This is a genomic window from Pantoea sp. Ft-CA_14 (assembly GCF_024520875.1).
In the GTDB taxonomy this organism is placed as follows: domain Bacteria; phylum Pseudomonadota; class Gammaproteobacteria; order Enterobacterales; family Enterobacteriaceae; genus Pantoea; species Pantoea agglomerans.
Window position 1 is genome coordinate 119,561 of sequence record NZ_JALNPM010000009.1, and the last position, 24,304, is coordinate 143,864.

Here is a 24,304-nt window from a genome sequence, read left to right on the forward strand (position 1 = left end):
CTGTTTCAGGCCCGTTCGCTTACTCAATGGAGGTGTTGATGTCTTTTTCGCGATCCACTGCTTTTCGTCACCGCGCGGCACCTGCATTGAAGTCGGCCGCTAAATTCATCATTATTAATGCTGTTACCTACGGTCCCGCCGGTGTCACTGGCTGGGCAGTGAAATCGGTAGCGCGACGCCCGTTACGTCTGCTGCTGGCTGTGGCGCTTGAGCCATTGCTGAAACGCGTGATGAACCGGGTGGCATCGCGCTTCATCAGGGAGAAAGATGAAAAGACTGCAAACTGAATTGATGGCGTTGATGAACCGTGGCGTTGATCGCCACCTGCGGCTGGCGGTAACCGGATTAAGCCGCAGCGGTAAAACCGCCTTCATCACCTCACTGGTTAATCAGCTTTTAACCGTTCACAGCGGCGCGCGTTTGCCGCTGTTTTCCGTGGTGCGGGATGAGCGCCTGCTAGGCGTAAAGCGGGTACCCCAGCGTGACATGGGCACGGCCCGTTTCACCTATGACGAAGGGCTGGCACAGCTCTACAGCACGCCGCCTGCCTGGCCCACACCCACCCGCGGCGTCAGCGAAATGCGACTGGCGCTGCGTTATCGTCCCAATGATTCGCTGCTGCGTCACCTGAAAGAGACTGCGACACTCTATCTGGAGATTGTCGACTATCCCGGCGAATGGCTGCTGGATCTGCCGATGCTGGCGCAGGATTATCTCGCCTGGTCCCGGCAGATGAACGGTCTGCTGCAGGGCGATCGTGCTGAGTGGGCAAAGCCCTGGCGAACCCTCTGCGAAAAACTCGACCCGCTTGCACCCGCCGATGAAACCCAGCTGGCAGAGATTGCCACTGCCTGGACCGACTATCTGCATCGCTGTAAATCTGAAGGCTTACACTTTATTCAGCCCGGTCGCTTCGTGCTGCCTGGCGATATGGCAGGCGCCCCCGCGCTGCAGTTCTTCCCCTGGCCGACGGCTGATGAAGCGCAACTCACTAAGCTGGCACAGGCGGACAAGGGCAGTAACTTCAGCATGCTGCAGCAGCGGTTTAACTACTACTGTCAGCATGTGGTGAAAGGTTTCTATAAAAATCATTTCCTGCGTTTTGACCGCCAGATTGTGCTGGTTGACTGCCTGCAACCACTTAACAGCGGACCCCAGGCGTTTAACGATATGCGGCTGGCACTGACGCAGCTGATGCAGAGTTTTCATTACGGTCAGCGAACCCTGTTTCGTCGGCTCTTTTCACCGGTAATCGACAAATTGCTGTTTGCCGCCACCAAGGCGGATCACATCACCAGCGATCAGCACGGCAATATGGTGTCACTGTTGCAGCAGCTGGTGCAGGATGCCTGGCAGAACGCGGCGTTTGAGGGGATTAGCATGGATTGCATCGGGCTGGCGTCGGTGCAGGCGACGCAGAGCGGGCTGGTCGATCACCGGGGCGAGAAGATCCCGGCCCTGCGCGGAAACCGGCTGGATGATGGTGAGCCGCTCACCGTCTATCCGGGTGAAGTCCCGCCGCGTCTGCCTGGTAATGCCTTCTGGCAGCAGCAGGGTTTTCAGTTTGAACAGTTCCGGCCGCAGCAGCTTGACGTCGATCGCCCGCTGCCACATATCCGCATGGATGCCGCGCTGGAATTTTTATTGGGAGATAAATTGCGATGAGTGATCCGCTGAAGCCGCGTATCGATTTTGCCCGTCCGCTGGATGAGAGCAGCACCACGCCGCTGCGCCCGGCGCAGACTTTTGAAGCGGAAGCGCAGGCGGCGTTTCTGGCGGTGCAGGATGAAGAAGTCGCTGTCGAAGAGGAGGGCGCAGGTGAACGGGCGGTGGAGGCTGCGCTGAAACCTAAGCGCAGCCTGTGGCGCAAACTGGTGACCGCTGGCGTGCTGCTGTTTGGCGTCAGCGTGATTGCGCAGGGTGTCCAGTGGACACATGACGCCTGGCTGACCCGCGACTGGTTTTCACTGGGCAGCGGCGTGGCGGGTGGTCTGATCATCCTGGCGGGTGTGGGTGCGCTGACCACCGAGTGGCGTCGTCTCTATCAGCTGCGTCAGCGCGCCGAGGAGCGGGATGTGGGCCGTGAGCTGCTGCACAGTCATGGCATCGGCAAAGGCCGGGCCTTCTGCGAAAAACTGGCGCAGCAGGCAGAGCTGGATCAGGCGCATCCGGCCCTGCAGCGCTGGCATGCATCGCTGCACGAAACCCACAATGACAGTGAAATTGTCCGTTTATATGCGCAACTGGTGCAGCCGGTGCTGGATCGGCAGGCGCGGCGCGAAATTAGTCGTCATGCTGCTGAAGCCACGCTGATGATTGCGGTCAGCCCGCTGGCGCTGGTGGATATGGCGTTTATCGCCTGGCGTAATCTGCGGCTGGTCAATCGCATCGCGGCTATTTACGGCATTGAGCTGGGCTACTTCAGCCGCATCCGGCTGTTCCGTCTGGTGCTGCTCAACATGGCCTTTGCCGGGGCTTCCGAACTGGTGCGGGAAGTGGGTATGGACTGGATGTCGCAGGATATCGCCGCCCGGCTTTCCACGCGCGCCGCGCAGGGTATTGGCGCGGGTTTGCTGACTGCAAGACTGGGCATCAAAGCGATGGAGCTGTGCCGTCCACTGCCGTGGCTGGAGCAGGATAAACCACGGCTCGGCGATTTCCGTCGTGAGCTGCTGGGCCAGTTGAAAGAGGCGTTGCAGAAGGGCGGCAATAAGTCAGCCTGACGCTCTCGTGACAAATTAAAGGCGGCATTGCCGCCTTTATTCTTTAGTGTGGCTGGCGCAGCACCTGTCGGGAGTCGATGACCAGACACTCACCCCGACAGCCCGACTCATCAGTGATCACCGGATCCGCTGGCAGCGTGTAGGCCATTCCATTTTTCTCCCTGATAAAATGCGCCATCCCGGCAAACATTTGTGACCACTCATCAGGATTTTCTCGGGCAGTACAAAAGTCCGCCATACGCGCCGGAGCTGTCAACTTTTCCTGACAGATCCCTTTCTGCAGGTGCGCGACTTAGCGTATTATTGTCTTATCTGAACCTGATTAAGGCGAACGCAATGCGTCTGGAAGTGTTCTGTCAGGACCGACTCGGTCTGACGCGTGAACTGCTCGATCTGCTGGTGGCACGCAACATTGATTTACGCGGTATCGAAATCACGGCGCTGGGCCGCATCTACCTGAACTTTTCTGCACTGGAATTTGACACCTTCAGCAATCTGATGGCGGAAATCCGGCGTACACCGGGCGTAACAGATGTGCGCACGGTAGCGTACATGCCCTCTGAACGCGAGCATCGTGCACTGAGCGCCCTGTTGGTGGCGATGCCGGATCCGGTTTTCTCCATCGATCTGAAAAGCAAGGTTGAACTGGCTAATCCGGCCGCACAGAACCTGTTTAATCTCGATGAAGAGAAGATGCGCAACTTCAGCGCCGGTAACCTGATTAACGGCTTCAACTTCATGCGCTGGCTGGAGAGCGATCGGGTTGAAGCGCAGGCGCAGCATGTGGTCATTGAGGGCCGCGATTTTCTGATGGAAGCGCGTCCTATTTATCTGCCGGGCGAAGAGGGCCAGAACGACAGGCCAGTGGGGGCGATGGTGATGCTGAAGTCGACAGCCCGCATGGGTCGTCAGTTGCAGAATCTGGTGGTCACCGATGAATCGGAGTTTGACCATATCATTGCTGTCACGCCGAAGATGCGTCAGGTGGTGGATCAGGCGCGGAAACTGGCGATGCTTGATGCGCCTTTACTAATTGTTGGCGACACCGGCACCGGGAAAGATATGCTGGCACGTGCCTGCCATCTGCGCAGTGCCCGCGGCAAGAATCCCTTCCTGGCGCTGAACTGTGCCTCTCTGCCCGACGACGTCGCCGAAAGCGAGCTGTTTGGTCATGCCGCCGGAGCCTATCCGAATGCGCTGGAAGGTAAGAAGGGCTTTTTTGAGCAGGCTAACGGCGGCTCTGTGCTGCTGGATGAGATTGGTGAGATGTCGCCGAGAATGCAGACCAAGCTGCTGCGTTTTCTCAATGATGGCACCTTCCGCCGCGTCGGTGAAGAGCATGAAGTGCATGTCAATGTGCGGGTAATCTGCGCTACGCAGAAAAACCTGATTGAGCTGGTGCAGCGCGGGGAGTTCCGCGAGGATCTCTTTTACCGGCTCAATGTGCTGACGCTGCAACTGCCGCCTCTGCGCGATCGTCCGCAGGATATTCTGCCGCTGACCGAGATGTTTGTTGCCCGCTTTGCGGATGAGCAGGGGATGGCGCGTCCGCGACTCTCGCCGCAACTTAACGCTTTTCTGACTCGCTACGCCTGGCCTGGTAACGTGCGTCAGCTTAAAAATGCGCTTTATCGGGCGTTAACCCAACTGGAAGGTTACGAACTGCGTCCGCAGGATATCGTGTTGCCTGAACAGGCACTGGATGTGTCACTGGGCGATGAGGCGCTGGAAGGGACGCTGGATCAGATCACCAGTCGTTTCGAACGGTCGATTCTGACGCGGCTCTATCTCTCCTATCCCAGCACCCGAAAACTGGCAAAACGGCTTGGTGTGTCGCATACGGCGATTGCGAATAAATTGCGGGAGTATGGTCTGGGGCAGAAGCGCACCGAAAGCGAGTAAACGGCAAACAGAAGATGAGAAGCGGATAACCTGGTTATCCGCTTTTTTTATTACTTCAGCGCGGTCAGCGCAGCGTCATAATCTGGCTCAGTGGTGATTTCATCAACCAGCTGGCTGTAGATCACTTTATCGTTCTCATCCAGCACAATTACGGCACGTGCGGTCAGACCTTCCAGCGCACCATCGGCAATTTCCACGCCATAATCATATTTAAACTCTGAGCCGCGCAGCGTCGACAACGTCACCACGTTGTTCAGGTTTTCTGCGCCACAGAAGCGCGACTGGGCAAACGGCAGATCGGCAGAGATGCATAACACCACGGTGTTATTCAGTTCGCTTGCAGCCTGATTGAACTTGCGCACCGATGAAGCACAGACACCGGTATCAACACTCGGGAAAATGTTCAGAATTTTGCGTTTTCCTGCATACTCAGAGAGCGCGACGTTGACCAGGTTTTTCGCTACCAGCGTGAAAGCTTTGGCTTTATCGCCAGCCTGAGGAAACTGACCAGCAACCGGTACGGCGTTACCCTGAAAATGAACAGTCTGAGACATAGTGATTCCTTTTAATGATAAAAAAGATCTGACACAAAACGGCTAAAGATAGCCGTTGTTTATGACATAAATGTTAAGGGTTTACGAGTTCAATTGTGGAATTTAACGTGGCGGTCTGCCACTGCATCACACATTGTGGAGTGGAAATGAGAACGGTAAAAAGTTATCCCGAAGCCTGGCCGTTGCACACGCCGTTTGTCATTGCCCGTGGAACCCGGACTGAAGTCAAAGTGGTGGTGGTTGAAATTGAGGAAGACGGAGTAAAAGGCGTTGGCGAAGCGACGCCTTATGCGCGCTATGGTGAAAGCGAGGCGTCGGTACTGGCGCAAATTGCCGCGCTGCTGCCCGCGCTGCAACAGGGCATGACGCGCGAGGCGTTACAACAGGCGCTGCCAGCCGGGGCGGCGCGCAACGCCATTGACAGCGCTCTGTGGGATCTCGCCGCACATCAGCAGCAGAGAAGCCTCTGGCAGCTTAGCGGCGTAACCGCACCTGAGGATGTGGTGACCGCGCAGACCGTCAGCATTGATACTCCCGAGGCGATGGCCAGCAGCGCGCTGGCGCTGTGGCAGCATGGGGCAACACTACTGAAGATTAAGCTGGATAATAATTTCATTACCGAACGGCTGATGGCGATTCGCGCCGCCGTGCCGGACGCGACCCTGATTGTGGATGCCAATGAATCCTGGCACGCTGAAGGTCTGGCGGCGCGCTGTCAGCTGCTGGCGGACATCAATGTGGCGATGCTGGAACAGCCCCTGCCAGCGGGTGAGGATGCGGCGCTGGAGAACTTTATCCATCCATTACCGATCTGCGCCGATGAGAGCTGTCACACCCGTGACAGCCTGGCGTCGCTGCGAGGCCGTTATGAGATGGTCAATATCAAGCTGGATAAAGCGGGCGGGCTGACCGAGGCGCTGGCGCTGGCCGATGCGGCTCAGCAGCAGGGGTTTGCGGTCATGCTCGGCTGCATGCTCTGCACCTCGCGGGCTATACGCGCCGCACTGCCGCTGGTGCCGCAGACTCGCTTTGCCGATCTCGACGGGCCGACCTGGCTGGCGGTGGATGCAGAACCGGCGATTAAAGTGCGCAACGGTCAGCTGATCATTGCTGCCAGCGCAGCAGATTAACCATCATCTCCAGGTAGGTTTCAGTGGCTTCATCCACTGAAATCACCGGCATTTCAGCAGTGACGCAGGGCAGGCTGAGATCTTTACACCAGCTGCCGAATGAGCCTGGCGTGTCATAACCAACGCTGCTGACCCGCGGAAGGCCGGTGTGGCTGGCCAGCCAGCCACCAATCTCTGCCTGATGCGGGTCGTCGATACAGCCCAGCGGTTCATGCCATGAGACGATCCAGCGTGGTTTCAGCTGATGAATCAGCGCACAGAGCGCCTGGGTTTCCGGTTCAGAAGCCGGATGAGTCCCGGTCGAGAGCGCCACATCACGCTCATCGGCAGCGCTGTTCCAGCGATACACCGTCTCGCCTGACTGCCAGTTCGCCGCCGGAAAGTTGCGGTTGAGATCGACGCCGTTTGCGTTCGCGCGCAGTCCGAGCTGACAGCCATCAGGATTGACCGCCAACACCACGTGGTGCCGACGCATTCCATCAGGCAGCGTCCGTAATGCGGCGGAGAGGGTGGCGATGGCCGCATTCTCATCACCGTGAGTGCCCGCCAGAATCAACCCGCTCTCGGGATCGCCCAGCGGCGCCGGAAACCAGAGCAGCGGCGCACCCAGCACTGAGCGGCCATACTGCTGATAGGGGACGTCCAGTTTGCCGCGCAGGGGACGTGGATGGAGTGGCGACATAGTTATTTCCTCAAAGGGTTTTACTAAAAGTAGCGGAAAAGCCATGTGCGGAAAATAGCTATTTATCTGTCAGCCATTTGCGCTAAAGTGCCCTGCACAAGTTGCATCGGCAACAGACTGATGCAGCGCTTCTTTGGGGTAAAGGAGTGATAATGGTCAAGACCTTTCGCATGACGCTGGCAGCAATCAGCCTGAGCAGCATCATCACACCCGCCATCGCGGCGAATCCACCCGCTGGCGCGCAGCTGGCTGAACAGCAGCAGATCGTTCGCCATATTAAAGATGAACCCGCTTCGCTCGATCCGCTTAAAGCGGTAGGGCTGCCTGAAATTCAGGTGATACGCGATCTGTTTGAAGGGCTGACCAATCAGGATGCGCAGGGCAAAATCGTGCCGGGCGTGGCGCAGAGCTGGAGCAGCAGTGATAACAAAACCTGGGTCTTTACGCTGCGTAATAACGCGCGCTGGTCGAACGGTGATCCGGTCACGGCTCAGGATTTTGTCTACAGCTGGCAGCGCCTGGTCGATCCGAAAAACAGTTCAGCCTTTGCCTGGTTCGCGGGCTTAAGCGGTATTCAAAATGCGGCAGCGATTACCAAAGGCGAAATGACGCCCGACAAGCTGGGTGTGGTCGCCCAGAGTAAAAACCAGCTGAAAGTGACGCTGGATCGTCCGGTGCCGTGGTTCCCGGCGCTGGTGGCTAACGTGGCGCTTTTCCCGGTGCCGCAGAAAATTATTGCGCAACAGGGTGACAGCTGGACGTCACCCGGCAAACTGGTGGGCAACGGGGCCTATCAGCTCAGCGAACGCGTAGTGAACGAAAAAATCGTACTGACACGTAATCCTCACTACTGGGATGATGCCCATTCGGTGCTGACGAAAGTGACTTTCGTGCCGATTAATGAAGAGTCGAGCGCCACTAAACGTTATCGATCCAACGATATTGATATCACCGAATCCTTCCCTAAAAACATGTATGCGCTACTGAAGAAAACCCTGCCCGGAGAGGTCTACACACCTGACCAGTTAGGCACCTATTACTACGCGTTTAACACGCAGAAAGGGCCGACGGCCGATGTGCGGGTTCGCAAAGCGCTCTCCTGGTCTATTGACCGGAAAGTGATTGCTGAAAAAGTGCTGGGCACCGGTGAGAAACCGGCGTGGCACTTTACGCCAGATGTGACAGCAGGCTTTAAGCCATTGCCCACATTCATGCAACAGCACGATCAGAACAGCCTGAATGCACAGGCTAAATCGCTGCTCGCTGCTGCCGGTTACGGTCCCGGCAAGCCGCTGAAACTCAAACTGCTCTACAACACCTCTGAGAGCCACCAGAAGATTGCGATTGCTGTGGCCTCGATGTGGAAAAAGAACCTGGGTGTGGATGTCACGCTGGAGAACCAGGAGTGGAAAACCTATATCGACAGCCGTAACAGCGGAAACTTCGATGTGATCCGCGCCTCGTGGGTCGGTGACTACAATGAACCCTCCACTTTCCTGAATCTGCTGACGTCGGGCAACAGCAGCAACATCGCGCGCTTTAGCAACGCGGATTATGATGCGGTTATCGCCAAAGCCAGCCGGGAGACCAGCGATCAGGTACGTAACAGCGATTACAACCGTGCCGAGCAGATCCTGGCTGAGCAGGCCCCGATCGCCCCCATCTATCAGTACACCAATGGCCGCCTGATTAAACCCTGGGTCAAAGGCTATCCCATCACTAACCCTGAAGATGTCGCCTACAGTCGCGAACTGTGGATTGAAAAGCACTGAGTGCAGGTGGCCGGTCAACCGGCCACCCTCTGACATCTTTCTACACAGCCCGGAGATTGCAACTCAACACCGTCACGCTAGACTGTATCGTATTGATTTTAGTGGTGAGGCGACGGTGTGGACGTAATTGAAGGAAAAGCGTTACAGGTTTCAGATGCCATAATTTCCTGCCAGCTGGATGGCAAGGGCGGGATGATCCCGATTGCTGAAGATGAAGTCATCCAGTGTGAGCAGCCCTGCTGGCTCCATCTGAACTATACCCACCGTAAGAGCGCGGAATGGCTGCAGTCGACGACACAAATCCCTGATGCCGTGCGAGACGCTTTAGCGGGCGACAGTATGCGTCCACGCGTCAGCCGGCTGGGCGACGGCTTTATGATCGTGCTGCGCAGCGTCAACCACAACAGCGATGCGCGTCGCGACCAGCTGGTGGTGATGCGGGTATTTATCAACGATAAGCTCATCGTCTCGACCCGGCGGCGTAAAGTTTCTGCCGTCGATGAAGTCCTCACGGATTTGCAGAATGGTAACGGTCCGATTGACTGCGGCAGCTGGCTGGTCGATATCTGTGATGCCCTGACCGATCACACCAGCGAGTTTATCGAAGATTTACATGACAAAATCATTGAGCTGGAAGATGCGCTGCTTGACCAGCGGATGCCGGCACGAGGCGAACTCGGCCTGCTGCGCAAACAGCTGATTGTGATGCGGCGGTATATGGCGCCGCAGCGTGATGTCTATGCGCGGCTGGCCAGTGAAAAACTGGCCTGGATGGATGACACCGAACGCCGCCGGATGCAGGAAATCGCCGATCGGCTGGGACGCGGGCTGGATGATCTGGATGCGGGGGTGGCGCGTACCGCGATTCTGGCTGATGAGGTTGCTTCTGCGATGGCGGAGTCGATGAACCGCCGTACCTATACCATGTCACTGATGGCGATGATTTTTCTGCCAGCCACCTTCCTGACCGGCCTGTTTGGCGTCAACCTGGGCGGTATTCCGGGCGGCGAATGGCGATACGGTTTCTCTATCTTCTGTCTGCTGCTGGTGGCACTGGCCGTGGGGGTAGCGGGGTACCTGCGCAAACGGCGCTGGCTCTAGCGTTATGCGTAGCGTATCGGTTATCTGCGCTGAAAATCCCGTAAAGGACGCAAAAGCTGATCGACATCAAGAACCCATTGTCGCTGCTGACGCAAACTCTCTCTCGCAGGTGAATGCAACGTCAAGCGATGGGCGTTGCGCTCCATATTGTCTTACTTCCTAATTTAGAATTAATGCATAGCACATTTAATTCGAAACATGCCGGCCCGTGTGCCGGCTTTTTTTTTGCCCGCCTGGCTGTAACGCCGTTCCTTACCTAAGCTTAAAGTCCATTCGCAACAAAAGGAGTACGGCATGAGCGCGATTCTTAACAGCGAGCCGATCCCCACGGATCCGATCCCGATTCCTGAGCCTATTCCTCAGCCACAACCCCAGCCTGATCCGCCGACAGATCCGGAATTTCCGCCGATAATGGATCCACCACCGCACCGCAATATATAAAAAAAGGGCGTGCTGCCAGCAGCACGCCCTTAACCTTTTCAGCACTTATTTAATCTGAATCACATCAAGACGCGCGCTGGTATCCGGGGCATCCTCATCATCAGCCCGCCAGCCAACAGGCTGCAGCGGCAGAGATTCCCGGTCAAAGGCGAGATCCCCGCCGTCAACCACCGCATCGCCATGCTTAATGCCTTTAAAATCGAACAGGTTGATATCCGCCATATGTGACGGCACCACATTCTGCATCGCGCTGAACATGGTTTCAATACGGCCAGGATAGCGCTTATCCCAGTCTCGCAGCATATCGGCCACCACCTGACGCTGCAGGTTCGGCTGAGAACCGCAGAGGTTACACGGAATAATCGGGAACTGACGCGCTTCTGAGAAGCGGATGATATCTTTCTCGCGGCAGTAAGCCAGCGGACGGATCACAATCTGCTTGCCATCGTCGCTCATCAGCTTTGGCGGCATGCCTTTCATTTTTCCGCCGTAAAACATGTTCAGGAACAGCGTCTGCAGAATGTCATCGCGATGGTGGCCCAGCGCAATTTTAGTACAGCCCAGCTCAGTCGCGACGCGATAGAGAATGCCACGGCGCAGGCGCGAGCAGAGTGAGCAGGTGGTTTTGCCTTCCGGGATCTTATCTTTGACGATGGAGTAGGTATCTTCTTCGATAATCCGATACTCAACGCCCTGCGACTCAAGATATTCCGGCAGGATATGCTCAGGGAAGCCCGGTTGTTTCTGGTCGAGATTAACGGCAATAATACTGAAGTTGACCGGCGCACTTTTTTGCAGACTGCGCAAAATTTCCAGCATGGTGTAGCTGTCTTTGCCGCCCGACAGGCAGACCATGATGCGGTCGCCTTCTTCAATCATATTAAAATCTGCAATGGCTTCGCCGACGTTACGACGCAGACGTTTTTGCAGTTTATTGAGGTTGTACTGTTCTTTCTTGTCAACCGTTTGATTATCTTGCATTTTTACCTATCTCAAAATCCAGAAAGCGTAGCTAAAGGGCAAATTGCCGTGCGCGTTCAGCCAGACACTTCACTGCGGTGTCACGAATATGCAGCGTATGGTACGGATTGTTGCCGCGAATGCCAGTACTGGAGTGAAGTAATCAGCGGATAGCCGCCCGGGGAATCCGGCAGAGACTACCCGTTAAGGGAGCAGCGACATAAATCGATGCGGCGGTACTCAGTGAAAAAAGAGGGCAGGCCTTAACAGGTCATTACCCAAAAATTGCGGGCTGAGACAACACGAACAGAGTTCAACTATGCGATGTCAGCTGGCTGGGACATCTTTCCACTGGCAATCGATTTCATCATTGTGCGCAGAACAGGATGGCAATGATGCCTGGTAAGCATCAGCCCGCGCATTCTCTTTTTTTGCCGCACAACCCGCAGTCATAAAAATGATTGAGATAATTAACAGATATTTCATCAGAGCGACCCGTTAACAAAAAAAAGAGCATGCACCGCTATTAATCAATCATGCATAAACGGAGTCCTGTTTATGCTTATCTGATTTGAAATTTTCATTCGAATTGTTGCTATAAATTCGCAGGGAGTTAAATATCCTGATGTACTGTTAATTTCATTAACGCCTGAATCTGAAAAACACTGCTGTTGAATATGCGTTGACACTGCCGGGTTATAATTGGGAATGCGTAAGATGCACAGGCATCACTGTTTTTTTGTATCCCATTAAATCTGAATCGATTTTACTGGCACATATCGCCACGTCCAAATCTGTTGCTTTTCAAAGCAGACGGGTGAAATTAAAGCCATTAAAGTGAATGTGAAAGTTAAAAAGGGCGGCTTTAATTTTTACACTCATAACTATTTTTCCTGAGAGACCAGCTGTGACTTCATCGTTCCGCACATCATGGTAATGCGGGCAGCGTAACAAATCGTTAAATTGCTGGCTATATATGTGAATAAGGACGGAGCAAACTTTAAATTCGATGAGACATCCGGTAAACACTCACGATATAAAAAATTATGGTGTCCGATTTATATTGACGCTGATACTCTTTTTACTCTGCTATGTTGCAGTCATGTATTGCGGCGTTTTGTTGCTGGTAAACCGACACGGATTACTGCATTTCCTGCTGCACTGAATTTATTATTGCTAGCCACAGGCTTTAAAAATCCAGCGATAAGCATGATGTAAAAAATGTCTGAGCACTTCCAGCAAACTTTCAGCGCCTTCCCCCACCAGACACTGTCCGGTCTCAAGCGCATTATTTACGGAATTACGATGATCCAGGATCATCATGATGGCCACTGCGCCTGCTATCAGCGTAAAGATAAGCATGCTCAGTACCGGCCAGCTACTTTTACGTACAGAAGCGGACAGGGTTTCGTCACGATGGTCAGAGTTCTGGCGCATTTTTCACCATATAAATTGTTACCTTAATAAACAATCACGGATTATGACATTAATTCCCGGCGGGCTCTATATCTCAGGTCAGGCTGCATGATGATGATAATAGATGAATCTGATGGAGAGGGCAGAAGGCAGTGCGTACCGATAACTCTCTTCTGCAACGTCCTGGCGCTGACCGGCCTGTGTTCAGCAGGAATGATCTTTATGGAAAGGAATTTACATCATCTCCAGCGACTGAACTCCTTTGATCTCCATGACCTTATCGTAGAGGTGAGCATCGTTTGATTTGCGGGACAGCGTTACCTGAACGCTGAGCTCACACAGACCACTCTCCTCATCCCGATTAATCACCGTCACATTGCCATAGCGAATGCCTTCCCGCTGCATGACCAGCAGCACCAGCGGCACACTTTTGGGCTTAAGAAAAACCAGCAGCGTATGATGTTTACCGATGAGAAAATGGCTCAGGCGGCGGAAGACTTCCAGCACCACCAGCGCCAGCACTGTGCCATAAATGCCTATCTCATACATGCCGCTACCAATCACCAGACCAATCGCCGCAGTCACCCATAATCCCGCCGCCGTGGTTAAGCCTTTCACCACCTGCTTCTGAATCATAATGGTGCCTGCGCCAAGGAAACCCATGCCGCTGACGACCTGGGCAGCAATACGGCTGGGATCCAGTGCCACATGGTCACTATTGAGCATATCGGCGAAGCCATATTTCGATACCAGCATAAACATCGCACTGCCGATACCGACCAGAATATGGGTACGCAGTCCCGCTTCTTTGGCCCGCATCTGGCGCTCCATGCCGATCAGGCCGCCGAGAATACCGGCCAGCGCTATGCGAATTAACATATCCATTAACATGGCTTTACTCCGAATTAATAAGGGCCGAAAAAGGGTGACAGTTCAGCGATAACAGGTAAACAAGATAATTCTGCTTGCAAATGACGCCGGAGAATTTTGTAAAAAGCTGTTTCACCTCTCGACCCGTTGTGCTGCCTGACATATGCTGAGCCAGCCTTTTCCCCTACTTCCCGGAGTCCGACTGATGAAAGCAGCCACCTTTTTGCTGGCCGGTGCCGCGTTATTACTCTCTGCCTGCAGCAGCAACAGTGATGATAACGAGCCACCGCAACAAGCCACCGCCGCCCACATCCAGCCACGGGTGGTGATGTCTTCCCTGGCAGAAAGCACCTGTTCGAATGCGGGCGGAACGCTGGCATTTTCACATCAGCTGGATGGCTCGCGAGTGGGGATGTGTCAGTTAGTGAATGGACGTCGCTGTGATGAGCAGGCGTTAATTGGCGGGAATTGCGCGCGCTGATGATCAGGCCGGATTGCTCCGGCCCGCACAGTCAGGCAGAGAGTCGGTTCGGGCAGTTTTCACCCCGGTCGAGCTGGCTGAGATTATTCAGTGTCGTTTCAGAAATGGCGGTCAGCGCTTCGGCGGTTAAAAACGCCTGATGGCCGGTGAACAACACGTTATGGCACGCCGACAGACGGCGGAACACATCGTCCTGAATCACATCATTCGACTTATCTTCAAAGAACAAATCACGTTCATTCTCATAAACATCCATGCCGAGCGCGCCGATTTTCTGCTGTTTCAGCGCGTCAATCGCCGCCTGTGAATCAATCAGACCACCCCGACTGGTGTTGATAACCATTACCCCATCGCGCATCTGTTTAAACGCGTCGGCGTTGAGCAGATGATGATTTTCCGGCGTCAGCGGACAGTGCAGGGTAATGACGTGGGATTCAGCAAACAGCGTCTTCAGATCGACATATTCCGCGCCCAGTTCCAGCGCCTGCTCACTCGGGTAGGGATCATACGCCAGCAGCCGCATACCAAAACCTTTCAGAATCCGCATCGTCGCGATCCCGATTTTACCGGTACCGATAACACCCGCGGTTTTGTTATGCATGTTGAAACCGGTCAGGCCGTCGAGCGAAAAGTTTGCGTCACGGGTACGCTGATAAGCGCGATGAATACGGCGATTCAGGGTCATCATCAGGCCGATAGTATGTTCAGCGACCGCTTCCGGTGAGTAGGCCGGCACGCGCACCACTTCCAGACCCAGCTCTTTTGCAGCAGCCAGATCAACATTATTGAAACCGGCACAGCGCAACGCGATATATTTCACACCCAGCCCGGCCAGCTCTTCGAGCACCGGGCGACTGCCGTCATCGTTTACAAAGATACAGACGGCATCGCAACCCACAGCGGTTTTGGCGGTGCTTTCAGAGAGTAAAAAGTCAAAAAACACCAGTTCAAAGCCGAACTGCTGATTGACCTGCTCAAGATATTTCTGATCGTAATGTTTGGTGCTGTAAACCGCGATTTTCATCGTTGTGCTCCTGCAGAGGTGATAGAGCAAGGATAACGTTTTCTGACTGACTTTGCTGAAACAGCTGACTTGTGTCCGGCGCAGACCTTCACCTCTGGCAGATTACATGCCATCATCGTTGTCAGGATACTGTAAGGAAAAGGATTATGGCTTTTATGCCACGGATGTTCCGGCGACGGCTGGCCGCCATTCTGGCGCTGATTCTGCTGCTGCTCGGCCTGATCTTGACTGTAACGCAATGGCTGCCGCGGCTGGTCGGCATCTGGCTACCTGAAGATACCCGCATTGAGCTGTCGGGCGCACCGCGCTGGCGGGAAGGTGGCCTGTGGTTGCCACAACTTCGTTATCTCGCAGGGGATTGCTCCCTGGCAACGGTAAAGAGGGTATCGCTGGGCTGGCATCAGTCGCGCTGGAAACTGAATGCGTCAGAGCTGACGCTGGATAGCACCTGCCTGCAAAAATTACCTGCCAGTGATGGCAGCACGGCAGCCCCCAAAACGCTGGCCGAATGGCAGGGAATGCTGCCTGGCGCCGACGTTCATCTGGGCAAATTAATCGTTACGCCGTGGCAGACGTATGCGGGCGCGCTGGATCTGACGCTGGAAAAAGATCGTCAGCAACTCAGTTATCAGGGCGATAATCTGCAGCTGGCGGCAACGCTGACCGGTCAGCAGCTCGCTATCAGTCGCCTGACGCTCACCCATCCTGCACTTCCTGAACCCGTCACGCTGAGTGGTCATCTGGCGTTACCCACCTTTGCCACCGATCTGCCGGTGAACGGCGAGGTGACCGGACAGCTGGCGCTGGACGCGCTGCCGCATCCCCTGAAGCTGACGCTTAACTGGCAGCAGCAGCAGGGCGAGCTACGCGTGGCAATGGCCGAAGTGACCAGGCCGCTTCTCAGACTGCCGTGGCAGATCAGCCGCGATCAGATTCGGATTGAAAAGGGCGAATACTTCTGGCCGCTGGTGGCTCAGCCGCTATCAGGGTTTGTTAACCTGACGCTGGATAACTGGCAGTCTGGTCTTGAAAGTAGCCAGATTAGCGGTCGCGTTAACCTGCTGACCCAGGGACGCGGCGGCAAGGGTAACGTGGTGCTCGGCGTCGGGCCCGGCAATCTCAGCCTGACCAACAGCAACCTGCCGTTTCAGCTAACCGGCGAAAGCAAGCTGGCCGACCTGCAACTTTACGGCTCCATTCCGGGCGTGCTCAGCGGCTCGATCCTCGATCCTCAACTGGTGCTGCAACCTAAATCGCTGCTGCGCCTGCGGGGCCGGTTGCTGTCAACGCTGGAAGTGGACGAAGCGCGCTGGCCGCTGGCGGGCGTACGACTCTCCTCGCAGGGTATTGATGGCCGCCTGCAGGCCATTCTGAATGCGCACGATGCCAGTTTTGGCCGCTTCCGGTTGCATCTCGATGGCCGCGCCAATGATTTCTGGCCCGATAAGGGCGAATGGAACTGGCGCTACTGGGGAGGTGGCGAGATGCTGCCGCTGCAGGCGCGCTGGGATGTTAAAGGCACGGGCGGCTGGCACGACACCCTGATCCATCTGGATACCTTGTCCACCGGTTTTAATCAGCTGGCGTATGGCAGTGTCAACGTTGCAAAACCGCGTCTGACACTGACTAAACCGGTAAACTGGCAGCGTGATGCGGCGCATCCGGCGTTCAATGGGCATTTCCGCCTGCAGGCAGGAGAGACCCGCTTCAGCTATGGCGGACATCTGGCAGACTCCACGCTCGACTTTGAGGTTAAAGGTCGTGATCCCGGTTATTTTATCTGGCGAGGCAGTTTACAGGCGGGCAAGGTTGGCCCGCTGCGGGTTAACGGCCGCTGGGATGGCGAACGGCTGCGCGGCCAGGCCTGGTGGCCGGCACAGTCGCTGACGGTGTTTCAGCCGTTGCTCAGCCCTGACATGAAAATGCAGATCCAGGGCGGCCGTTTGCAGGCACAGGTCGCTTTTTCCGCCGCAAGTGAACAGGGTTTCCAGGCGGGAGGCCACTGGACGGTAAAACAGGGCAGCATCTGGACGCCTGACAGCCAGGTTAACGGTATCGACTTCTCGCTGCCGTTCAGATTCCATGAGCAGCAATGGCAGTTTGGTCAGCATGGCCCGGTATCACTGCGCATTGCCGAGGTTAAGAACCAGTTTGCGATGCAGAATATTCGCGCTGACCTGCAGGGTAACTGGCCGTGGTCCGAACAGGCGCCGCTGACGTTGCAGGATGTCAGCCTTGATCTGCTGGGCGGACAAATTACGCTGCCCGCTTTGCGCATGCCGCAGCATGAGCCAGCCCGGGTGTCGCTGCGCAATATCAGCCTCAGCGAGCTGGTGACGGCGCTGAAACCTAAACAGTTTGCCATGTCGGGCAAGGTCAACGGTGAGCTGCCGCTGTGGCTCAATAATCCACACTGGCTGGTGGAGAAGGGGTGGATTGCCAACAGCGGTCCGCTGACCTTCCGGCTGGATAAAGATATGGCGGATGCGATTACCCGCAATAACGTGGCGACGGGCGCCGCGCTGGACTGGTTACGCTATATGGAAGTCTCCCGCAGCTGGGCCACGATCAATCTGGATAATCTTGGCGACCTCACCATGGAGGCGCAGGTGCAGGGCGTCAGCCAGTTCAGTAACCGTCGTCAGACGGTTAATCTCAACTATCATCATCAGGAAAACCTGTTTCAGCTCTGGCGCAGCCTGCGCTTTGGCGATAATTTGCAATCCTGGTTAGAGCAACATGCGAATTTGCCATCCAACAAGGACACTTCACCATGAGCCTGAGGGCACTACTGGTTCTGGCAGCCGGACTGCTGAGCATCGGCTGCGTGCCGCGCATTGAAGTCACGGCACCTAAAGATCCCATCACCATCAACATGAACGTGAAAATCGAACATGAGATCCACATCAAAGTCGATAAAGACGTGGAAGCGCTATTGAAAAACCAGAGCGGTCTGTTCTGAGGAGAGCAACGATGAAACGCATAAGCGCGGTGCTGTTCCTCGCCCTGACGATGGCGCAGCCTGCCTGGGCACTGACGCTGGATCAGGCGCGGCAATCGGGGCGGGCAGGTGAAACGCTCTCCGGCTATCTGGCGGCACGTGCGCAGGATAGTGAAACGCTGGCACTGGTGCAGCGTATTAATGCCGGACGTCAGCAGGAGTATCTGCGACTGGCAGAACAGAATAATCTCTCCACGGCCGATGTCGCCAGTATTGCCGGACAGAAGCTGGTGAGCCGTGCGGCAGCGGGGGAATATGTGCGCGGCATTAACGGTCAGTGGCTGAGAAAAGCGGCAGAGAGCAGTCAGTAACCGGCGAAAAAAAACCGGGCGCATGGCCCGGTCTTTTACAGCGTCATCCTGAGATGAGTGAGACTTATGCCGTCACGATCTGCTTGATAGCGTCTTTCGCTTCAGCGGTCGCTTTGCTGGCCACTTCCGGACCGTAAGCGATGCCTTCAGCAAACACGAACTCAACGTCAGTGATGCCGATGAAGCCCAGGAACAGCTTGACGTAAGGGGTCAGCAGGTCAGTTGGGGTATCTTTGTGAATGCCGCCACGGCTGGAGATAACGACTGCCGTTTTGCCTTTAACCAGACCTTCCGGGCCTGCTTCGGTGTAGCGGAACGTCACGCCAGCACGGGCAATCAGGTCGAAATAGTTTTTCAGCTGCGTCGGGATGTTGAAGTTGTACATTGGCGCGGCAATCACCACTTCATCATGAGCCTGCAGTTCTGCAATCAGTTCATCAGACAGGTCCAGAGCCTCCTGCTGACGAGGTGACAGCGGGGTATCAGAGGGACGCATTGCACCCACTAACTCGCCATCCAGTACCGGGATCGGGTTAGCCGCCAGGTCACGTACGGTAACCTCTTTACCCTGGGCCTTTGCCTGTTCGATGTAGAAGTCAGCGAGCTGGCTTGATTGTGAGTAGCCTGCAAGAATGCTTGATTTCAGAACTAAAACTTTGCTCATGGTGGTTTCCTGTCTGTTACGCGGAAGACTTTCCGCTCAATGGTTTACACTCTACGGTTATCGATGGCGCGGTGAAAGCGCAATATTTCGAGACCCATGTTCGAATTTATTGAATAAGCGTAACCGGGGCCAGCCGCCGGAACAGTTCAGAATGTGCTATGATGCGCGCAATTATTTTTATTGAATCAGCTGGTTATCCCGGCTTGCAGGGCGCTGCTTCAGGCAGCGACACCGTCTGAGTAAGGTACGTCACTATTATGTCATCTCCCGATACTTCCCCACTGGCAGCGCTCTGGTCACGCCTCGACGGTGTAATGCTGCGCGATCGCCAGCGGTTACAGCGCCGTTTACAGGGTGCCAGAAAAGCTAAAAATCCTGAGGCACAGCAGGGCATTGCCAGCGAGCTTGAGCAGGACTTTATCGCTGCCGAGCAGCGCGTGGCCCGGCGCCGTGCGGCCACGCCAGCCATTACCTTCCCGGACAATCTGCCGGTCAGTCAGAAGCAGCAGGATATTGCTGAGGCGATTCGCGATCACCAGGTAGTGATTGTCGCCGGTGAAACCGGCTCGGGCAAAACCACGCAGCTGCCGAAAATCTGTCTGGCGCTGGGACGTGGTGTGACGGGTCTGATTGGTCATACGCAACCGCGCCGTCTGGCCGCACGTACCGTGGCAAACCGCATTGCCGATGAGCTCAGCACTTCGCTGGGCGGCTGCGTCGGCTATAAAGTACGGTTTAACGACCAGGTCAGCGACCTGACGCAGATTAAACTGATGACCGACGGGATTCTGCTGGCGGAGATCCAGCAGGATCGTCTGCTGATGCAATATGACACCATCATTATTGATGAAGCGCACGAACGCAGCCTGAATATCGATTTCCTGCTCGGTTATCTGCGTGAGCTGTTGCCGCGTCGCCCCGATCTGAAAGTGATTATCACTTCCGCCACCATCGATCCACAGCGTTTCTCGCGTCATTTCAATAATGCGCCGGTGATTGAAGTCTCAGGCCGGACTTATCCGGTTGAAGTGCGCTATCGGCCGGTGATCGAAGAGGCGGATGATGGCGATCGTGACCAGCTGCAGGCGATTTTTGATGCCGTAGATGAGCTGGGCCGGGAAAGTCGGGGCGATATCCTGATCTTCATGAGTGGTGAGCGTGAAATACGTGATACCGCCGACGCGCTGAACAAACGCGATCTGCCACACACCGAAGTGCTGCCGCTCTATGCACGGCTGTCGAACGCCGAACAGAACCGGGTGTTTCAGTCGCACAGTGGCCGTCGTATCGTGCTGGCGACCAACGTCGCGGAAACCTCGCTGACGGTGCCTGGGATTAAATATGTGATCGATCCCGGTACGGCGCGTATCAGTCGTTACAGTTTCCGTACCAAAGTGCAGCGCCTGCCGATTGAACCGATATCACAGGCGTCTGCCAACCAGCGTAAAGGGCGTTGCGGCCGCGTTTCAGACGGTATCTGTATCCGCCTTTACGCGGAAGATGACTTCCTGAGTCGTCCGGCCTTTACCGATCCTGAAATCCTGCGCACCAACCTGGCGTCAGTGATCCTGCAGATGACCTCGCTGGGCCTCGGCGATATCGCCGCCTTCCCATTTGTGGAAGCGCCCGATAAGCGCAATATCCAGGATGGCGTCCGCCTGCTGGAAGAGCTGGGCGCGCTGACCCTGAACGAAGAGACCGGTCACTACAAGCTTACCGGTTCCGGGCGTCAGCTGGCGCAGCTGCCGGTGGATCCCCGCCTGGCGCGGATGGTGCTGGAAGCGCAGAAATTTGGCTGCGTGCGTGAAGTGATGATTATCACCGCAGGCCTGTCGATTCAGGATCCGCGTGAGCGTCCGGCAGATAAAAAACAGGCGTCCGATGAAAAGCACCGCCGCTTTGCCGACAAAGACTCCGACTTCCTCGCCTATGTGAACCTCTGGAACTACCTGGCGGAGCAGCAGAAAGCGCTGTCCGGTAATGTTTTCCGCCGCCAGTGCAAAAGCGATTTCCTTAACTATCTGCGCGTGCGGGAATGGCAGGATATCTACACCCAGCTGCGGCAGGTGGTGCGTGAACTTGGCATTCCGGTTAACAGTGAACCGGCTGAGCTGCAGCCCGTCCACTGCGCGCTGTTAAGCGGTCTGCTGTCGCATATCGGGCAGAAAGACACCGATAAGCAGGAGTATACCGGCGCGCGCAATACCCGCTTCGCGATCTTCCCTGGCTCCGGGCTGTTTAAAAAGCCGCCGAAGTGGACCATGGTGGCGGAACTGGTCGAGACCAGCCGCCTGTGGGGCCGCACGGCGGGCCGTATTGAACCGGAGTGGATTGAGCCGCTGGCACAGCATCTGATCAAGCGCAGCTACAGTGAACCGCACTGGGAGAAATCGCAGGGCGCGGTGATGGCCACCGAAAAAGTCACGCTCTATGGCCTGCCGATTGTCGCCGCCCGTAAAGTTAACTATGGCAGCATCGATCCCACCCTGAGCCGTGAACTGTTTATTCGTCACGCGCTGGTGGAGGGCGACTGGCAGACCCGGCACGCCTTCTTCCGCGCAAACCAGAAGCTGCGCAGCGAAGTGGAAGATCTGGAACACAAATCCCGTCGTCGCGACATTCTGGTCGATGACGAAACGCTGTTTGCTTTTTATGACCAGCGCATTGGCAAAGAGGTGGTCTCAGCGAAGCATTTCGACAGCTGGTGGAAACTGGCCAGTCGCGAAAACGCAGAACTGCTGAATTTCGACAAGCAGATGCTGATCAAAGAGGGTGCGGATAAAGTCAGTCAGCTCGACTACCCCAACTTCTGGCATCAGGGCAACCTCAAACTTAAGCTGAGTTATCAGTTTGAGCCTGGCGCAGATGCGGATGGCGTGACGGTACATATTCCGCTGCCGCTGCTGAATCAGGTTGAAGATAGCGGTTTTGAGTGGCAGATCCCCGGTGTGCGCCGTGAACTGATCATCGCACTGATTAAGTCTCTGCCCAAGCCGCTGCGCCGTAACCTGGTGCCGGCGCCCAATTACGCCGAAGCGTTCTTAGGAAGAGTGAAAGCGATGGAGATGCCGCTGCCTGATGCGCTGGCGCGGGAATTTCGCCGCATGACCGGCGTCACGCTGGAGCGGGAAAACTGGCAGTGGGAACAGGTGCCCGATCATCTGAAAATGACGTTCCGGGTAGTCGACGAGCACAACCGTAAACTGCTGGAAGGTAAAGATCTCACTGCGCTTAAGGCACAGCTGAAAGACAAAGTGCAGGAAACGCTGTCGAAAGTGGCGGATGACGGGCTGGAGCAGAGCGGGCTGCATATCTGGAGTTTTGGCGATCTGCCACGCAGTTATGAACAGAAGCGCGGCAGCTACCAGGTTAAAGCCTGGCCTGCGCTGGTCGACGAGAAAGAGAGCGTCGCCATTCGTCTGTTTGACAGCGAGCAGGAGCAGCAAAAAATGATGTGGCGCGGTCAGCGTCGCCTGTTGCTGCTGAATGTGCCGTCACCGGTTAAGTATCTGCACGAGAAGTTGCCGAATAAAGCCAAGCTCGGACTCTACTTTAACCCTTATGGCAAAGTGCTGGAGCTGATTGACGACTGCATCGCCTGTGGCATCGACAAGCTGATGGGGGAAGCGGGCGGTCCGGCCTGGGATCAAGCCTCGTTTGAGCAGTTGCGTGACAAAGTGCGCGGCGAACTCAATGAAACCGTGGTGACCATCGCGAAGCAGGTCGAGCAGATCCTGACGGCAGTCTTCAACATTAATAAGCGTCTGAAGGGCCGGGTCGATATGACCATGGCGCTGGCGTTATCTGACATCAAAGCGCAGTTAAGTGGCCTGGTTTATCGCGGCTTTGTCACCGGCAACGGCTGGCAGCGACTGGCCGATACGCTGCGTTATCTGCATGGGATTGAGCGCCGACTGGAAAAACTGCCTGCCGATCCGCACAGCGATCGTGCGCGGATGTTAAAAGTGCAGGCAGTGGAGCAGGCTTATCAGGCGTGGCGCAACAAGTTGCCGCCGCAGCGTCAGGATGATGAAGAGGTGCAGAGCATCCGCTGGATGATCGAAGAGCTGCGTATCAGTTACTTTGCTCAGCAGCTGGGTACGCCTTATCCCATCTCAGATAAGCGTATTCTGCAGATGATGGAGCAGATAGCGGGTTAAATGCCGGGATGCGCGCCGTAACCGGCGCGCATCCGATGATGGGGAGTGAGAGTGCGGACTACTGCGCCAGGGATTCCAGCTTATCTTTAAACGAGGTGACCGAAATCGCGCGGTTATCAGCCAGGTAGCGATCTTTCGCTGCCGGTGCTGAGCTTTGTACCGCGATTAACTGCCAGCCTTTATCGCTGTTGAGCAGCAGTGGCGAACCACTGTCACCTGGCAGGGTGTCACACTGATGCGACAGCACGGCGCGCTGCGCCCAGCCGGTGATCAGGCAATCGCTGTGGGAGTAGAGCGTGTCCAGATGATCAGCCGGATAGCCTGCCTGCGTCACTTTGCGTCCGGTCAGCTTCAGCGCCGCAGTGAGATCGCTGCGTGAGCCATCGAACAGCGGAATAGGCGTAATCGCTGAGGGCGGATTGCGTAAAATCACGATGCCGTAATCATAGGGGGCTGCACTGCTCGGCACGATCCAGCCTTCACCATCCGCTTTTAACTTTGACGCCAGCGAGGGTTCAACCCGCGCATCAATATCATGAAGCTCGTAGCGCCAGCCTTTATCGCTGGCCATAAATCGCAGCGCAACCGGCTTATCGAAATTACCCGGCGGGGCAAGCAGGCAGTGTCCGGCGGTCAGCGCCAGATGCGGAGAGATGAGTGTGGCAGTACAGAGGTTGCCGCTTTCGGTTTCCAGCTGACCAATGGCATCCCAGGGGGCAGCGGTAATATCGGTGATTGCCTGGCGATGATCCTTACCGAAAAACAGCATCTTAATTTCAGCAGGAGTAGGCGAGTCATCGTCATCATCGGCATGAACCGTGGTGGCAAAGCTGAAGAGTCCAACCATTAACAGGGTAGCCAGGCGCATAGAAATCTCAATGGCGAGAAAAAATTAACGTTATTGTTATTACGTAAGTACGGTAACTATAGTCGGTGAGCGTTGAAAAAGGGAGTTTTATTGGTTAATCAGTACGCTACAGCGGTTAAACAAAAAAGCTTGCTGCAACAATGCCACACAGGATCATCACCAGCAGAATAATTTCGAAGCGATAGCGACGCACCATATCATCCACTCCAGTAAAGAAACACCCGGCAGAACCGGGTGTTTTTAA

The 24,304-nt window shown here is 55.6% G+C and carries 20 protein-coding genes; 12 read left to right on the forward strand and 8 right to left on the reverse strand.

Going from position 1 to position 24,304, the window contains the following annotated elements; translation table 11 throughout:
* Window positions 1–38: 38 nt before the first annotated feature.
* From pspD to tyrR, 4 genes are all read left to right on the forward strand, one after another.
* A complete protein-coding gene (gene pspD, locus NR195_RS14785; RefSeq protein WP_010670225.1) occupies window positions 39–287 on the forward strand; it encodes a phage shock protein PspD in 249 nt (82 codons plus the stop codon).
* Window positions 268–1,665: a YcjX family protein gene (locus NR195_RS14790; RefSeq protein WP_256844656.1), complete on the forward strand. Its 1,398-nt coding sequence runs from the start codon at window positions 268–270 to the stop codon at window positions 1,663–1,665. The genes pspD and NR195_RS14790 overlap by 20 nt, the downstream gene beginning before the upstream one ends.
* Window positions 1,662–2,723: a YcjF family protein gene (locus NR195_RS14795; RefSeq protein ID WP_033787738.1), complete on the forward strand. Its 1,062-nt coding sequence runs from the start codon at window positions 1,662–1,664 to the stop codon at window positions 2,721–2,723. The genes NR195_RS14790 and NR195_RS14795 overlap by 4 nt, the downstream gene beginning before the upstream one ends.
* Window positions 2,724–3,059: 336 nt before the next feature.
* A complete protein-coding gene (tyrR, locus tag NR195_RS14800) occupies window positions 3,060–4,625 on the forward strand; it encodes a transcriptional regulator TyrR (protein WP_256844657.1) in 1,566 nt (521 codons plus the stop codon).
* A gap of 50 nt (window positions 4,626–4,675) precedes the next feature.
* Here the strand turns inward: tyrR and tpx are convergent, their stop codons facing one another.
* Window positions 4,676–5,179 carry a thiol peroxidase gene (gene tpx, locus NR195_RS14805; protein ID WP_010244619.1) on the reverse strand — a complete coding sequence of 168 codons (504 nt, stop codon included), beginning with the start codon at window positions 5,177–5,179 and terminating at the stop codon, window positions 4,676–4,678.
* Window positions 5,180–5,325: 146 nt separating this feature from the next.
* Between tpx and ycjG the strand changes: the two genes are divergently transcribed.
* Entirely contained in the window at window positions 5,326–6,309 is a 984-nt protein-coding gene (ycjG, locus tag NR195_RS14810) for an L-Ala-D/L-Glu epimerase (RefSeq protein ID WP_187500075.1), read from the forward strand.
* Here ycjG and mpaA read toward each other — a convergent pair.
* On the reverse strand, window positions 6,284–6,991 hold the full coding sequence (gene mpaA / locus NR195_RS14815; RefSeq protein WP_158131665.1) for a murein tripeptide amidase MpaA: 708 nt from the start codon (window positions 6,989–6,991) through the stop codon (window positions 6,284–6,286). The two genes, ycjG and mpaA, sit on opposite strands and share 26 nt — an antisense overlap.
* A gap of 152 nt (window positions 6,992–7,143) precedes the next feature.
* Between mpaA and NR195_RS14820 the strand changes: the two genes are divergently transcribed.
* A complete protein-coding gene (locus tag NR195_RS14820) occupies window positions 7,144–8,763 on the forward strand; it encodes an ABC transporter substrate-binding protein (protein ID WP_122888837.1) in 1,620 nt (539 codons plus the stop codon).
* Between the two features lie 117 nt (window positions 8,764–8,880).
* Window positions 8,881–9,864: a zinc transporter ZntB gene (gene zntB, locus NR195_RS14825; protein WP_010244630.1), complete on the forward strand. Its 984-nt coding sequence runs from the start codon at window positions 8,881–8,883 to the stop codon at window positions 9,862–9,864.
* Between the two features lie 486 nt (window positions 9,865–10,350).
* On the opposite strand, the gene ttcA is transcribed toward zntB, so the two are convergent.
* The 3 genes from ttcA to NR195_RS14840 all read right to left on the reverse strand — a co-directional run bounded on the left by ttcA (window position 10,351) and on the right by NR195_RS14840 (window position 13,572).
* The gene (ttcA, locus tag NR195_RS14830; RefSeq protein ID WP_256844658.1) at window positions 10,351–11,286 is read right to left on the reverse strand and encodes a tRNA 2-thiocytidine(32) synthetase TtcA; all 936 of its coding nucleotides are present in this window, start codon (window positions 11,284–11,286) and stop codon (window positions 10,351–10,353) included.
* Between the two features lie 1,155 nt (window positions 11,287–12,441).
* Complete coding sequence (locus NR195_RS14835; protein WP_256844659.1) at window positions 12,442–12,702, reverse strand: hypothetical protein; 261 nt, start codon at window positions 12,700–12,702, stop codon at window positions 12,442–12,444.
* Between the two features lie 213 nt (window positions 12,703–12,915).
* The gene (locus NR195_RS14840) at window positions 12,916–13,572 is read right to left on the reverse strand and encodes an MgtC/SapB family protein (protein ID WP_010244641.1); all 657 of its coding nucleotides are present in this window, start codon (window positions 13,570–13,572) and stop codon (window positions 12,916–12,918) included.
* Window positions 13,573–13,756: 184 nt separating this feature from the next.
* On the opposite strand from NR195_RS14840, the gene NR195_RS14845 reads away from it, so the two are divergent.
* Window positions 13,757–14,032 (forward strand): DUF333 domain-containing protein, encoded by a 276-nt coding sequence (locus NR195_RS14845; RefSeq protein ID WP_003853763.1) that lies wholly within the window; start codon window positions 13,757–13,759, stop codon window positions 14,030–14,032.
* Between the two features lie 31 nt (window positions 14,033–14,063).
* Here NR195_RS14845 and NR195_RS14850 read toward each other — a convergent pair whose 3' ends face one another.
* Entirely contained in the window at window positions 14,064–15,056 is a 993-nt protein-coding gene (locus NR195_RS14850) for a 2-hydroxyacid dehydrogenase (protein ID WP_010244644.1), read from the reverse strand.
* Window positions 15,057–15,202: 146 nt separating this feature from the next.
* On the opposite strand from NR195_RS14850, the gene NR195_RS14855 reads away from it, so the two are divergent.
* The 3 genes from NR195_RS14855 to NR195_RS14865 are packed head-to-tail and all read left to right on the forward strand — an operon-like array spanning window position 15,203 to window position 18,368.
* The gene (locus NR195_RS14855) at window positions 15,203–17,833 is read left to right on the forward strand and encodes a YdbH family protein (RefSeq protein ID WP_306278190.1); all 2,631 of its coding nucleotides are present in this window, start codon (window positions 15,203–15,205) and stop codon (window positions 17,831–17,833) included.
* Window positions 17,830–18,018: a YnbE family lipoprotein gene (locus NR195_RS14860; protein ID WP_009090058.1), complete on the forward strand. Its 189-nt coding sequence runs from the start codon at window positions 17,830–17,832 to the stop codon at window positions 18,016–18,018. Before NR195_RS14855 ends, NR195_RS14860 begins: the two co-directional genes overlap by 4 nt.
* 11 nt (window positions 18,019–18,029) lie before the next feature.
* Complete coding sequence (locus NR195_RS14865) at window positions 18,030–18,368, forward strand: YdbL family protein (protein WP_256844660.1); 339 nt, start codon at window positions 18,030–18,032, stop codon at window positions 18,366–18,368.
* A gap of 64 nt (window positions 18,369–18,432) precedes the next feature.
* Here the strand turns inward: NR195_RS14865 and azoR are convergent, their stop codons facing one another.
* Entirely contained in the window at window positions 18,433–19,032 is a 600-nt protein-coding gene (azoR, locus tag NR195_RS14870) for an FMN-dependent NADH-azoreductase (RefSeq protein ID WP_010244651.1), read from the reverse strand.
* A gap of 257 nt (window positions 19,033–19,289) precedes the next feature.
* Here azoR and hrpA point away from each other — a divergent pair, with 257 nt between their 5' ends.
* Window positions 19,290–23,192, forward strand: a complete 3,903-nt coding sequence (hrpA, locus tag NR195_RS14875) for an ATP-dependent RNA helicase HrpA (protein WP_256844661.1) — start codon at window positions 19,290–19,292, stop codon at window positions 23,190–23,192.
* Between the two features lie 58 nt (window positions 23,193–23,250).
* On the opposite strand, the gene NR195_RS14880 is transcribed toward hrpA, so the two are convergent.
* Window positions 23,251–24,060 (reverse strand): serine protease, encoded by an 810-nt coding sequence (locus NR195_RS14880; protein WP_010670211.1) that lies wholly within the window; start codon window positions 24,058–24,060, stop codon window positions 23,251–23,253.
* Window positions 24,061–24,304 lie beyond the last annotated feature (244 nt).